Source organism: Natronospirillum sp., assembly GCF_022565775.1.
Lineage (GTDB): Bacteria > Pseudomonadota > Gammaproteobacteria > Pseudomonadales > Natronospirillaceae > Natronospirillum.
Genome location: NZ_JAIUMC010000013.1, coordinates 14,121 through 27,525, shown reverse-complemented (window position 1 = coordinate 27,525; position 13,405 = coordinate 14,121). Strand labels below are relative to the sequence as shown.

Below are 13,405 nucleotides of genomic sequence, written 5' to 3'. Positions count from 1 at the left end.
CTTTTCCCCGCCTTCCCTTCAACGTCGGAACAACACCAGAGCCTGACCGCGGCAGATAATCTGCCCCGTGGCGCCGGTACAGAGGGTGTCCAGATCGACCAGTGATTTATCCGGTCGAAGTTGGGTAATGGTCACACTGGCCATCAACGGCTCGCCCAACCGGGCGGGTTGCATATAATCCAGGCGCTGTTTCAGGTACATGGTGCCCGGACCCGGCAGCTCCATGCCCAGCAGGCAGGAAAAGAGTCCGGCAATCAGCGGCTCGGGCACCTCGTCGGGCCAGCGCTCCACGCCGGCCAGCCGGCACCACTGGGCCACCTGCTCCGAAAAGAAGGTGCGCTGCAGATGCGCCGCCTGCTCCAGCGACAACCGATCAAACAGGCTGGCAGACTGAGTATTCATGATCTGATCTCCTCACCAGGCTGCACCGGGCTGGCAAGACGCTGACGAACCAGGCGGCAGTCGCCCTCGAGGCAAGGCTGACCGTCATCCCGAATGATCTCTGCACCCAGGGTCAACAGTGGCTCCCCGGCGGGGACAGCACGAGGCGTCAGCACCAGTCTCAGCGGGCTGTCCGCAAAGGCCGGGTGGCGGAATACCAGTTCCTGACCGATCAATCGGCAGCCAGGATAGTGGCGCTCCAACGCGCCGCGCAGCCGACTGAACAGCAGCATCCCGTGAGACACCGTGGCGCCGAAAACCGTGTCGGCTGCAAACGTCGGGTCCACGTGAATGGGATTGGCATCGCCGCTCAGTTCGGCGAACGCATCAAAGTCGGATTGCGACAGCAAAAACTGCTCGACAATCGGGTCAGCTCGGTCGGCAGCGGTCATCGGCGCAACTCCTGTTTGGTGATTTTGCCCAGAGCATTGCGCGGCAGCGCATCCACATAGTCGATATGGTGCGGCACCTTGTAGCCGGCCAGACGCTCTCGACACCAGGCCTGCAGGGCCTCCTTTGGCGGTGTCGGCTGGGTTTCCGCCAGCACGATGAAGGCACGCCCCACTTCGCCCCAGCGCTCGTCAGGCACGCCCACCACGGCCACTTCGCTGACCGCGTCATGGGTTTCCAGCGCCCGCTCTACTTCGGCCGGATAGATGTTTTCACCGCCGGAAATGAACATATCCTTCCAGCGGTCCACGATGCGGTAATAGCCTTCGGCGTCATAACAGGCGACATCTCCGGTGCGCAGCCAGCCCTCTTCGCTGATGGCCTGACGGGTGACTTCCGGCTGCTGCCAGTAACCGGGCGTTACGCCGGGGCCGCGAATCCAGAGTTCACCCGGCTGATCGGCCGGCAAATCCTCACCCGCGGCATTCACGACTCGCACCTCGGCCAGCAGCAATGGGCGGCCGACCGAGCCGAGACGGTCCAGCACCTGGGACTCTTCCAGCAGGAAGACCCCAGGGCCGGTTTCCGTCATGCCGTAGCCGGTGCGTACCCGTATGCCCATATCGACAAACCGCTCTGCCACCGGCAGTGCCAAAGGCGCGCCACCACAGCCCCAGGAACGAACCCGCTGCAGGCGCCGACCATCCAGTTTCGGCTGATCCAGCAGCGCCTGGTAGACGGCAGGTACACCGAAAAAGAGCGTGGCGCGCTCTTCCAGTACCCGCAGCGCCTGTGCCGCATCAAAGCCCGGTGCGACCAGCACGGTACCGCCGACCAACAGCACACAGGTGGAATACAGATTGATGCCTGCCGTATGGAACATGGGCAGGACATTCAGCAGCACATCGGACTGGCGAACCTCGATGCTCAGGCCAATGTTGTAGAAGTTGGCCAGCATCATACGAAAAGTCTGGATCACGCCTTTGGGGCGCCCGGTCGTGCCCGATGTGTAGAGCAGATACCAGGGTGTGTCCGGGTCGCACGGCGGATGCGGCCGCAGGTGCGGCGTTACAGCCTCCAGGTCTGCCTCATAACGGCGCGGGCGTATCGCGCCGCCATTCGTTTGTTCAGGTTCCATAGCCACGGCAACCATATCGGCAAACTGCGGCTGCAGCGTGCGGACGGGCTCGGCAAAATCGGCGGTATAGAGCAGCGCCCCCGGCCGGGCGTCTTCCAGCAACCCTTCGAGTTCAGGTACGGCCAGGCGCCAGTTCAACGGCACCAGTATCAGACCTGCCTTGGCGCAGCCGAACAGCAGGGCAAAAAACTCGGCACTGCTGTGACCCAGATACGCCAGCCGGTCACCCGGCTGCAGGCCCCAATGCTCGATCGCGGCCGCAGCCACACGGGCTGCGCGCTCGTTCAGCGCGCCATAACTGTAGACCTGACCACTGGCCAGATCTTCCAATGCAGTGGCCTCCGGGGCGATGCGCGCCCGGTGTGCCGTCAGATCAAACTGTTCCATGGTCTGCCTCGTCGGGGTGAGCGGTGGTTTTGCCCAGAAAGCGCTGCATCCTGCGTTCGGCCTCTGCCGTGCCAATCTGGGCGACGAAGTCTTCGAGCTCTGTATCGAGCCATTCTCGGACCTGCTCGGCCGAAGGACGCAACCGTGTCAGTGTCGTCTGCGTGGCGGTACCCGCGCGCACGACCAACTGAGCCGTCCAGTCGGCAAGGGTCTTGTCCAGTGCCTCTGTACTCGGCAGTGCGGCGTCTGCCAGCCCCCAGTTCACGGCTTCCTGCGCCGTAATGGGCCGGTTGAGCAGGTGCACGGCCAGGGTGCGGTGGCGTCCTATACAGTCGGCCATCAGGGTCGACCAGCCTCCATCCGGGGTAAAGCCGACCACCGTATACCAGGGCGCCAAATGAGCATCCTGATGCATGGCCACCAGATCGGAAGCCAGCAGAAAGCCGCAGCTGCCGCCGGTAACCATACCCTGCACTCGCGCCACCACCGGACAGGGCAACTGAATCAGGCGCAGCATGGCCTCATGCAGGTCGCCCACCAAGGCTCGCGCATAGGCGGGCCGCTGGCTTCGCGGCACCTCGTAAAACGCCTGAACATCGCCGCCGGTCGAAAAGGTGCGACCCGCCGCTGCCAGCACCAGACAACGTGGCTGCAACCGCTGTGCCTCCTGCAGGTGTTGATTGAGCGCTTTGAGCAGCTCCGGAACCAGTGCATTGTGGCGCTGCGGCCGGTTCAGCGTCAGGCGCAACGTATCGCCTTGCAACTCGCTGTAAACCAGCCCCTTGTCTGCCTGACCGATGCTCATTGATCGGACCTGGCCAAACCATGACGCAGCAGATCATCCATGGTCTTGATGATTTCATCCATGGGCACATCCTCGTCCCACAGGGCAAAGCGCATGCCGAGAAAGTGCCCCATACCCATCAGCGCCCAGTTGCGCACCTGATTGTTGCCGGGGCGCAGCTCGCCGGCCTGAGTGGCCTCGCTGAGCAGCCTCGCATAGTGCTCACTGAAGGTGTCGTAGTATTCGCGGTAGACCGCCTCATCCACAAACTGGACTTCCTGCAGAATCCGGTACATCCACGGGTGGTCACGTATGTATTCAAGGAAGGCCCGCAGCCCGCGTACCTCGGCATCCACCCGATCGGTCGCTCCGGCGACATTCTGCGCCAGGTGCGCGCGCAGGTTGTGACCCATCTCGCGCACCAGCTCGCGCATCGCATCCTCCTTGCCAGAAAAATACGAATAGAAGGAGCCCAGGGCGACCCCGGCATAGCGCGTGATGTCGGTAATGCCGGCCTGGTGATAGCCCAGGGTACCAAAGCACTCCTCGGCAGCCCGCAGGATTTTGGCACGGGTCTTTTTGCCGCGTGCGGTCTTGGGTTTGCGGGGCCCCTGGATCGCTGTTTCCCCGGCACCTTGTTCATTGGCAGTCATAAAAAAATGATTCCCGTGGTTGTATTTTTATGAAACATGAATCATCATTCACATAGGTTATGGCGCTGTACCGAACCTGTCAAGCCAACAAACACAACTCGACAGACCGGTTGCCAACCCGTGACAACAACAAATAGACAACACGACAAGGAGCACCACCATGAAGAGGCTTCTCACCGCACTCGCCGCCGGCAGTACCGCACTGACACTGGGTCTTTCTGCCCAGGCCGACAGCATCCGCGTTGCCCACGTATCCCAGTTTTCCGGCCCGCTGGCCGCCTATGGCGAACAGCTCAATGCAGGACTGCGCCTCGGCTTCGAATACGCCACTGAAGGCACCATGCAGATTCAGGGGCGGGACCTGGAACTGCTGCGCAAGGACACCCAGAATGATCCCGCCCGGGCCCGCGCCCTGGCAGAAGAGGCTTATGCCGAGGATGATGCGCACATCGTTGTCGGAACAGTGGCTTCCGGTGTGGCTTTGGCCATGCTGCCCATTGCTGAAGAATACGAGCGTATCATGATGCCGGAAGGTGTCGCTGATGCCATCACCGGCGCCGAGTGGAATCGCTACATCTTCCGTGTCGGTCGCAACTCGTCGCAGGATGCCATCTCCAACGCGGTGGCCATCGGTCAGCCGGGCGTCTGTGTCTCGACTATTGCCCAGGATTACGCGTTCGGCCGTGATGGCGTTGCCGCCTACAAGCAGGCCATGGAGGCTGAGGGTGGCGAGATCGTACACGAAGAATACCTGCCCACCGATGCTACCGACTTTACCGCCGCCGCCCAACGTCTGTTCAACTCGCTTGAAGGTCGCGAAGGCTGCGAGGAAGGCAAGTATATCTTCTCCATCTGGGCCGGTGCCGCCAACCCGCTGGGCCGCATTCAGGATCTGCAGCCGGAACGCTATGGCATTCAACTGACCAGCGGCGGGAACATCCTGCCGGCCCTGGTGAACTACGCCGACTTCCCCGGCATGCAGGGCGCGACTTTCTACTACTACGAACTGCCTGACAACGAGGTGAACGACTGGTTCGTGGAGCAGCACTTCGAGCAGTACAACGAAGCACCCGACTTCTTTACCGCTCAGGGGTTCGCCCAGGCCATGGCCATCACCGCCGCCATCGAGAAGTCCGGGGGCTCTACTGATGTGGAAGACCTGATCGACGCGATGCGCGGTCTGGACTTCGAGACGCCCAAGGGCCGCATGCACATGCGGGCTGAAGACCATCAGGCGCTGCAGGCCATGTATCACTTCGAGAATGTGGTTGAAGAACGCTCCGACTGGTTCTCTGATCGCACGGTTACCGCCGGCGTGCCGCACCTGCGCGGTGTGATCGAGCTCGAAGACATGGATATTCCGGTTCTGAATCAGTAATCCGGTTCGTCCATTTCGTATCGGGGTCTGACCACGGTTGTGGCAGGCCCCGCAGTATCGGGCAGGAGCACATCATGGCAGACCAACAAGCCGTACTTGAAACCCGGTCCCTGACCATACAGTTCGGGGGCCATGTGGCCGTCGATGAAGTGAGCTGCGCCTTTCAGGCGGGCACACTTACGACCATTATCGGGCCCAACGGGGCCGGCAAGACCACCTGGTTCAATCTGATCTCGGGCCAACTGACGCCCAGCAGCGGTCAGGTTCTGCTGGCGGGCGAGGACATTAGCAACCTCTCGACCGAAGCCAGAACCGACAAGGGGCTGGGGCGTGCCTTTCAGTTGACCAATCTGTTTCCCAATCTCAGCGCACTGGAAAATGTGCGTCTGGCGGTCGCCTCGAGCTACCGCATTGGCCATATTTTCTGGCAGCGCGCTAGCCTGCGCCGGGACATCGAAGACCGCGCGCGACACTATCTGGATTTCGTGCGCCTGGGCCATCGCGCCGACACTCCCGTGTCCTATTTGCCGCATGGTGACCAGCGCAAACTCGAAGTTGCTCTGCTGATGGCGCTGGAGCCACACGTCTTCATGTTTGATGAACCCACCGCCGGCATGAGCGTGGATGAGGTGCCGGTGATTCTGGACCTGATTGCGAACCTCAAGAAGCAGGACGACAAACTGATTCTGCTGGTGGAGCACAAGATGGATGTGGTGCGTTCGCTTTCGGATCGCATCGTGGTGCTGCATCACGGCCAGCTCGTCGCCGACGGTGAGCCGGCTGAAATCATCGCGTCGCCGGTGGTGCAGGAAGCCTATCTGGGCACCAGCGCCGGCGCCCCGACCGAGGAGGCCTCCGCATGAGTGAGCCCATACTCACCCTGACTGGCGTCCATGCCGACATTGACCAGTACCATATTCTGCACGGCATAGAGCTGCAGGTGCCGCGTGGTGAACTGACCGTACTGCTGGGCCGCAATGGCGCCGGCAAGAGCACCACGCTGCGCACCATCATGGGCCTGACGAAAGTCCCCCGCGGCTCGGTCACCTTCAACGGCAAGGACATCACCAGTTGGTCCACGTCCCGCATCGCGCGCGCCGGCATTGCCTTCGTGCCGGAGAACATGGGTATTTTCGGCCAGCTGACGGTGCGTGAAAACCTGGTATTGGCCGGCACCCACGGGCCACTGGATCAGGCTCGACTGGACTGGCTGTTCGATCTGTTTCCGCCGCTGAAGAAATTCTGGGACCGGCCGGCCGGTAACCTGTCCGGCGGTCAGAAGCAGATGCTGGCCATAGCGCGCGCCATGGTCGAGCCGAGAGATCTGCTGCTGGTGGACGAACCCACCAAGGGCCTGGCGCCCGCCATCATCGATGATCTGGCGACTGCGTTCGAAGAACTCAAGGCGCGTGAGGTGTCCATTCTGCTGGTGGAGCAGAACTTCAGCTTTTCCCGCCGTCTCGGTCAGACCGTGGCGGTGATGAATGATGGCCAGGTGGTGCACAGCGGCACCATGGCCGAACTGGCGCAGGACTCGGCACTCCAGCAGGATCTGCTGGGCCTTGGCCTCGGCGCACATCAATAAGGAGCTTCGATCATGTCGCAAGCCAATCCCTCAGTCGGTCAATGGGCGCTGTGGCGCGACCGGCTGCTGAAACTGCAGTCCGACAAGCCGCACCTGGTGCTGCTCGGGCTGATGCTTTTTCTGGCCTTTCTGGCCATGGACCCGGCCACCTGGTTTGTGCTGACCATCAGCGGCATGGCCATGGGTACCATGCTGTTTCTGATGGCTTCCGGGATGACGCTGACCTTCGGCCTGATGAGTGTGCTCAATCTGGCGCACGGGGCCTTCATATCGCTGGGGGCCTTTGTCGGGGCGGTTATGCTGACCGGAGCTCTCGGGGTCTATACAGTGTCGCCCTCGCTGGGCTGGAATCTGCTGGCCATTCTGCCGGCGCTGTTCGCCGCCATGGCGGTAGCCGGGGTGGTCGGCTGGCTATTCGAGGTGATCGTGATCAAGCCGGTGTACGGCGACCATCTGAAACAGATTCTGGTAACGGTCGGCGGTTCCATCGTGCTGATCCAGTTGATTGAAGTGACCTGGGGCGCCAACGAGATACCGGTACCCCGCCCCGGCGCCCTGCGCGGTGCCTTTGTCATCGAGGACTGGGTGCCGCTGATCGGCGGCCTGGTGATGGAAAAGTTCCGCATGGTCGCACTGATCCTGGGCCTGACCGTCTATGGCCTGATGCTCTGGGTAATCGATCGTACGCGCCTCGGTATTCTGGTGCGTGCCGGCGTGGAAAACCGCGAAATGGTCGAAATCCAGGGCTATCGCATCGGCCTGCTGTTCCTCGGGGTGTTTATTGCCGGTTCGGCGCTGGCCGGCCTGGGTGGCGCCATGTGGGGCATGTATCGGGAGATCATCACAGCGCACATGGGTGAAGAGCTGATGATCTCCGTCATCGTCATCATCATTCTGGGCGGCCTGGGCTCCATTCGCGGTTGCTTCTATGGCGCCCTGCTGGTCGGCCTGATCAACCTCTATATCGGCTATATCGAACCCCGGCTGGCGGCTGTCGCCACAGTGGGCCTGATGGTGGGTGTGCTGATGTGGCGCCCGCAGGGTCTGATTCCGGTGATCAAGGTTTAAGGAGAGGACATCATGCTGCAATCCATACTGTCCGGCGACCTGCCCCGCAGCCGAGTGCTGTCGGTGGCACTGATCGCCATTCTGATCGCGCTGGCCCTGGGTCCGTTCCTGTTTCCGGGTACCCGCGCGTTTGCCACTCTGGGCATGATCTGTGTGTTCATTATTGTGGTCGCGGCCTATGACCTGATGCTGGGCTATACCCATATCGTGTCCTTTGCCCACACCATGTTCTTCGGCATAGGGGCCTACGGCGTAGCTCTGGGCATCGGCCATTTCGGCTCCGGGTTCGGCGCCATCTTTATCGGCATTCTGGGCGCGCTGCTGCTCAGCGCGGCCCTGGCCCTGTTGCTCGGCCTGCTGTCGCTGCGCGTCAAGGCGATCTTCTTCGCTCTGGTGACACTGGCCGTGGCCTTTGCCTTTCTCAGTGTGGTGACACAGATGTATCACATCACCGGGGGTGAGGACGGCCTGCGGGTTCGGGTGCCACGCGAACTGGGCCCGGCGTTCCGCCCTCTGGACAGCGTCACCGGCTTTGATCTGTTCGGCTTTCTGGGTGTGCTCTTCACGCAACCCTGGAATCTGGTGGACGGTTTCCGAGATGCGTTCTTTACTGTCCGTTTCACCGGCCGCACCCTGATGTACTATGCGCTGTTCCTGTTCGCCGGGGTGATCTTCCTGTTCCTGCTGCGACTGGTGAATTCTCCCTTCGGCCGGGTATTGCAGGCCATTCGCGAGAACGAATTCCGCGCTCAGGCGCTGGGTTACCGGACCGTGTTCTATCGCACCGCCGTGGTCATTTTGTCCGCCCTTTTGACCACCTTTGCCGGGGCCCTGTTCGCGCTGTTCAATCGCTATGTGAACCCGGAGAACACGCTCAATTTCGAGCTGATGATCTTCATCTTGCTGATGTGTGTACTCGGCGGCATGGGCACGCTGTATGGCGCCATTATCGGTGCCGTGGTGTTCGTGGTGGCGCAGAACTATCTGCAGGACGTGCTCGGCGCCCTCAGTGAAGCTGTCAATGTCGGCGGTTTTGTCGGGTCACTGATTGAACCCTCACACTGGTTGCTCTGGTTTGGCCTGCTGTTTGTCGCCAGCGTCTATTTCTTCCCCTCCGGTATTGTCGGTCAGTTGCGCATCTGGGCCAGACGCCGGGAGATGCGCCAGACTGTGGCTGAACACCAGACAGAAAGCAGCGCCAAGGAGCGGTTGACCTGATCCCGCAATAGCGCGCAATCAAGCTCCCTCACCCCGTCTATAGATGGACGGGGTGAAGAGCCTCACAGCGCCGAGGCATTACCATTCCGCCCAGCCCTTTATTGGTCATACCAATTATCCATTATTTGCATTTACCGAATGCGCCTGTTATAAAAACAGCCTGTAAGTCCTTGGCATCTCGCCAAAACTCTAACCCAGCAAAACAATAAAATCCGGGTTTGTGCAGTATGAATAAGTCCAGAGCCCTTGTATTCGGCCTTTCGCTGATGTGCGCAGCTTCTTTGATGGCACAAACCGTTGGCATCGAAGATTCGTCTGACCAATGTATCACTGGCATTCTGGAGTCAACCCCGTCTGATCGCTTCAGGGCAGCGGGCGACCAGAGCATGGTCCGAGATCTGCAAACCGGCCTGGTCTGGCAGCGCTGCTCACTGGGCCAGCAATGGAATGGACGCAGTTGTGTCGGTAATCCTGCCGAAATGAGGTGGGAAGAGGCCGCCATGGCGGCCAGTCAGTTGAATGGCTGGCGTCTGCCTTCGACCGAAGAATTGCTGACACTGGTGGAAAGTTGTCGTGTCAAACCCACGATCAACCTCAATGCCTTCCCGGAGACTCCGGATGGGCATTTCTGGTCATCGAATCAGTTTGACGGCCGCAACGGTTATGCCTGGTATGTCAATTTCCGCTATGGCTTCAAGATCTGGTTTGCCACCGACAACCGGATTTACGCGAGACTGGTCAGGGACCACTAGATCTGATTGATGACCCGGTTTCATGATTGAACAGACCCACCTGGCTTTAGCATGACCTTCAGGCCCAGCATTCTCTATACTGCACAGCCACATTCAGCACAGAGGGTTGAGGCCCGGCACATGAAGAGTCTGTTTTTTCGTCACCCGTTTCTGTTCCGTCTGATCATGAATCTGTGGCCCCCCTTTTTCTTCTGTGGCATTCGCATTGCCGAGCTGAGCCACGACTTTCGCTATGCTCGGGTAGAGCTCAAATGGCGCCCCTGGACCCGCAATGTCAACAATTCCCAATATGGGGGCAGCCTGTTTTCGATGACGGACCCAATGTTTGCCTTGCTGCTCTTCGGCTGTCTTGGCTGGGACCGCTATCTGATCTGGGACAAGTTTGCTGACATCGACTACATAGCCCCCGGCAAGGGGCGCCTGACTGCCGAGTTCCATATCGAGGACGAGGATTTACACTCTATTCGCAAAGCAACGGCGAGTGGCGAGAAACATTTCCCCGAGTTCGTGGTCTATGTGCGTGATGAGCAGGGTGAACTGGTTTGCCGCGTTCGCAGAGTGCTTTATGTGCGACTCAGATCACACTTTCGACCTGATTAACACAGCCGGATCATCGACTTCACCCACTGATGCGTAGACGACGAGACAGTGCAAAAACAATTCAGGGACAATGATTGATGAAATTGAAGGCCCCCTGTCAGGCAACTGACTTCCATACCACAGACATTTACGGCAACCCGTTCCGCCTCAGCGATCACGCAGGGAGACGGGTCATGCTGTCCTTCTTTCGCGATGCCGGATGCCCGTTCTGCAACTTCCGAATCTATGAACTGACCCAACAGTACCCCAAGTGGAAAGCGCAGAATCTGGATATTATCGCGGTTTTCAGTGATACCGATGAGCAGGTGCGGCGATTTGTTGCTCGCCACCCAAGACCCTTTACCATGCTCGCTGACCCCAATCTCGACATCTACAACCAATATGGTATCGAGCATTCTGGCTCAGCCCTGCTCAAGGCCCTGCTGTTTCGCTTTCCGACCTTTATCAAGGGCCTGGCCACTGGCGGCAGGCCTTCCAACAACCCCCACATAAAACTGGTCCCAGCCGACTTTCTGATTGATGAGCAGGGCCTGATTCGACGAGTCTGGTACGCGCAGAATGTCAGCGATCATATACCGCTGCAGGAAGTGCGCACCTTCATGAAGGAGGGGCAAAAAAGCAAAGAGACCAGAGCAGCCTGACCACCAGACGCGATTCAGCGATACTGGGGCATGGGGCCGGTTTTCACCAGGCGACTTGCCGGAAAGTAGCAGGTAAAGGTGCTGCCCTTCCCCGGGGTACTTTTGATCTCCAGGCTGGCATCGTGGCGCGCCAGAGTGTTCTTGACGATCGCCAGACCAAGGCCGGTGCCTCCTGTTTCTGAAGATCGGCCCGGATCCGCCCGGTAGAAGCGCTCGGTCAGCCGCGGGATGTCCTGTGGTGCGATGCCAATGCCATTGTCGGAGACCGCCAGGCAGGCCTTGGTCCCCTCCTGACGCCAGGACAACACGATTTCGCCACCAGGCTGAGTATAGTTGACCGCGTTGAACACCAGATTGGAGAAAGCCGAGCGCAATTCATTCTCGCTGCCGCGCACACGTGCTTTCGTCGCACAATCCAGGCGAATTTCATGGGCCTTCTCGCCTGACAGCTCACGCGCATCGCCGGCGATCTGCTCCAGCAACTCCGGTACATCCACCACTTCCTGTGGTACTTGGTCATCTGCGTTGTCGAGTCGGGTGAGCAGCATCAGATCATTGACCAGATTGACCATGCGCCGGGTCTGGCTCTGCATCTGGTCTATGGCGCGATGGGTTCTGGGCGGCAGGCTCTCACGGTTGTCGGAGAAGCCCTCCAGATAACCCTGGAGTACAGTCAAGGGCGTACGCAGCTCATGTGACGCATTGGCCACGAAGTCCTGACGCATCTGCTCCAGTTGGCGCAGGCGGGTGATATCCTGCACCAGCAACAGGCGATTGCCGGCCGCATGGCGGTTGTTGGTAAACTGCAGCACCCGCAACGACCGTGGGTGCGTCATCACATAGGTTTGATGGCGCCGGTTCTGATGGAACCAGTTTACAAAGCGCGGGTCTCGCACCAGATTGGTCAGGGCCTGGCCGATATCGTCACCACGAAATCCCAGCATCTGCTGGGCCGCGACATTCCACCATTGCAGCTCGCCCTGGCGGGTAATGACGATGAGTCCGTCAGATAGACTCTCGACGGTTTTTTCGACCCGCTGCAGGTTCTTTTCCAAGCGTCGCAATTCGGTTCGCTGACTGCGCCGAAAGCGCCAAAGATAATCGAGAATGTCGCCCCAGACACCATGCCCTCGATGCGGCTCGGTGGTTTCGAACTCGTGCAGCCAATCCAGCAGCCAGTGGATCTGGACCATATACCAGAAGAGATGAAGCCCCAAAACACAGGCCAGGAGCGGCCAGAAATACCCTGTCCAGTAGCCGGTTACCAGTACTGCCAGATAGAACAGGATAAGGCGCCGGTACAGGCGCTTGCGTCGGTCATTCTGCATTCAGGTTTTCAACATGCTCCGAAAAGCGGTAACCGGTACCCCGCACGGTCTGGATCATGCGGCTGTGCTCTTCACCCAGGGCCTTGCGCAACCGCCGGATATGAACATCAACGGTACGCTCGTCCACGTAGACATTACCGCCCCACACCTGATCAAGCAACTGAGAGCGAGAATAGGCCCGCTCGAGATGCGTCATGAAAAATTGCAGCAGGCGGAATTCAGTCGGGCCCATGGCCACATGGCGCCCATTGGACGTGACCCGGTGGCTGACCGGGTCGAGGCGCAGGCCCTGAATCTCTACCGGTTGTTCTACCCCGGCCGGTGTGGTGCGGCGCAGCACGGCTTTCAGGCGAGCCACCAGTTCCCGGGGTGAAAAGGGCTTGGTGATGTAGTCGTCCGCACCGGCTTCCAGGCCCTGGACCTTGTGGTCTTCTTCGCCTTTGGCGGTGAGCATGATAATGGGGATTTCGGACGTCAGTTCGTCTTTCTTGAGACGCCGTGCCAACTCTATGCCGCTGGTGTTGGGCAGCATCCAGTCGAGCAAAATCAGGTCCGGCTTCTGGTCGACAATCAGGCTGTGAGCGGTTTTGGCGTCTGCCGCCTCAAGGGCTACATAGCCTGCCATCTCGAGTGCCGAGGCTATCATCTCGCGGATGGGCTGTTCGTCGTCAACGACCAGTATGGTTCGATCAGACATTGGGCAATCCTCAGTGAGGGATTCTTTTGTCTATTGAAGCGCAGATTAATGACAGTAATGTGACAGGCCGTCACTGGAATGTCATCTGCTGTGGTCAGGTTGTCGCCAAAGGCTGAAGGCCAACTTTCTGAGACAGGCCGCACCTTCAGAGTCACTTGCACCCTTTGGGCGGCTGTCGCCGCCGAGCGCGGCCAAGGCACGCGCCTACAACAATGCCACCTTGTAGGCGCGTGCCTTGGCCGCGCTAGGCCACGGAGGATCAGCGGAACAGATGTCTGAGCGTTGTAGGCCAGTGGCGTAAGCCACGCTATGTGCCCGACAGGGCGCCTGACGGCGCCGGGCACG

15 protein-coding genes are annotated in these 13,405 nt (G+C 59.9%); 8 read left to right on the top strand and 7 right to left on the bottom strand.

The features are described 5' to 3' along the window. Positions 1–18 precede the first annotated feature (18 nt). From LAT62_RS04825 to LAT62_RS04805, 5 genes are read right to left on the bottom strand one after another with little or no spacing between them, the layout of a single operon-like run. Positions 19–402, bottom strand: coding sequence for a hypothetical protein (locus LAT62_RS04825; protein ID WP_293379770.1), 384 nt, complete (start codon positions 400–402; stop codon positions 19–21). Next, positions 399–833 (bottom strand): MaoC/PaaZ C-terminal domain-containing protein, encoded by a 435-nt coding sequence (locus LAT62_RS04820; protein ID WP_293379767.1) that lies wholly within the window; start codon positions 831–833, stop codon positions 399–401. The genes LAT62_RS04825 and LAT62_RS04820 overlap by 4 nt, the downstream gene beginning before the upstream one ends. Continuing rightward, the gene (locus LAT62_RS04815; RefSeq protein WP_293379764.1) at positions 830–2,356 is read right to left on the bottom strand and encodes an AMP-binding protein; all 1,527 of its coding nucleotides are present in this window, start codon (positions 2,354–2,356) and stop codon (positions 830–832) included. Before LAT62_RS04815 ends, LAT62_RS04820 begins: the two co-directional genes overlap by 4 nt. Continuing rightward, a complete protein-coding gene (locus tag LAT62_RS04810) occupies positions 2,343–3,161 on the bottom strand; it encodes an enoyl-CoA hydratase/isomerase family protein (protein WP_293379761.1) in 819 nt (272 codons plus the stop codon). The genes LAT62_RS04815 and LAT62_RS04810 overlap by 14 nt, the downstream gene beginning before the upstream one ends. Continuing rightward, a complete protein-coding gene (locus LAT62_RS04805) occupies positions 3,158–3,793 on the bottom strand; it encodes a TetR/AcrR family transcriptional regulator (RefSeq protein WP_293379758.1) in 636 nt (211 codons plus the stop codon). Before LAT62_RS04805 ends, LAT62_RS04810 begins: the two co-directional genes overlap by 4 nt. 160 nt (positions 3,794–3,953) lie before the next feature. Here LAT62_RS04805 and LAT62_RS04800 point away from each other — a divergent pair, with 160 nt between their 5' ends. The 8 genes from LAT62_RS04800 to LAT62_RS04765 all read left to right on the top strand — a co-directional run bounded on the left by LAT62_RS04800 (position 3,954) and on the right by LAT62_RS04765 (position 11,035). Continuing rightward, positions 3,954–5,171, top strand: a complete 1,218-nt coding sequence (locus LAT62_RS04800) for a substrate-binding domain-containing protein (protein ID WP_293379755.1) — start codon at positions 3,954–3,956, stop codon at positions 5,169–5,171. Between the two features lie 74 nt (positions 5,172–5,245). After that, entirely contained in the window at positions 5,246–6,034 is a 789-nt protein-coding gene (locus LAT62_RS04795; RefSeq protein ID WP_293379752.1) for an ABC transporter ATP-binding protein, read from the top strand. Then, on the top strand, positions 6,031–6,756 hold the full coding sequence (locus tag LAT62_RS04790; RefSeq protein ID WP_293379749.1) for an ABC transporter ATP-binding protein: 726 nt from the start codon (positions 6,031–6,033) through the stop codon (positions 6,754–6,756). Before LAT62_RS04795 ends, LAT62_RS04790 begins: the two co-directional genes overlap by 4 nt. Positions 6,757–6,768: 12 nt before the next feature. Next, positions 6,769–7,824 carry a branched-chain amino acid ABC transporter permease gene (locus tag LAT62_RS04785; protein WP_293379746.1) on the top strand — a complete coding sequence of 352 codons (1,056 nt, stop codon included), beginning with the start codon at positions 6,769–6,771 and terminating at the stop codon, positions 7,822–7,824. A gap of 12 nt (positions 7,825–7,836) precedes the next feature. Next, entirely contained in the window at positions 7,837–9,042 is a 1,206-nt protein-coding gene (locus LAT62_RS04780) for a branched-chain amino acid ABC transporter permease (protein WP_293379743.1), read from the top strand. Between the two features lie 284 nt (positions 9,043–9,326). Continuing rightward, positions 9,327–9,794: a DUF1566 domain-containing protein gene (locus tag LAT62_RS04775; RefSeq protein WP_293379741.1), complete on the top strand. Its 468-nt coding sequence runs from the start codon at positions 9,327–9,329 to the stop codon at positions 9,792–9,794. A gap of 120 nt (positions 9,795–9,914) precedes the next feature. Beyond that, positions 9,915–10,394: a DUF4442 domain-containing protein gene (locus LAT62_RS04770; protein ID WP_293379738.1), complete on the top strand. Its 480-nt coding sequence runs from the start codon at positions 9,915–9,917 to the stop codon at positions 10,392–10,394. A gap of 77 nt (positions 10,395–10,471) precedes the next feature. After that, positions 10,472–11,035 carry a peroxiredoxin gene (locus tag LAT62_RS04765; protein ID WP_293379735.1) on the top strand — a complete coding sequence of 188 codons (564 nt, stop codon included), beginning with the start codon at positions 10,472–10,474 and terminating at the stop codon, positions 11,033–11,035. A 14-nt stretch (positions 11,036–11,049) separates the two neighbouring features. On the opposite strand, the gene phoR is transcribed toward LAT62_RS04765, so the two are convergent. Together phoR and phoB are read right to left on the bottom strand one after the other, a co-directional pair. Further along, positions 11,050–12,363, bottom strand: coding sequence for a phosphate regulon sensor histidine kinase PhoR (gene phoR / locus LAT62_RS04760; protein WP_293379732.1), 1,314 nt, complete (start codon positions 12,361–12,363; stop codon positions 11,050–11,052). Next, positions 12,353–13,060, bottom strand: coding sequence for a phosphate regulon transcriptional regulator PhoB (gene phoB, locus LAT62_RS04755; RefSeq protein WP_293379729.1), 708 nt, complete (start codon positions 13,058–13,060; stop codon positions 12,353–12,355). Before phoB ends, phoR begins: the two co-directional genes overlap by 11 nt. Positions 13,061–13,405 lie beyond the last annotated feature (345 nt).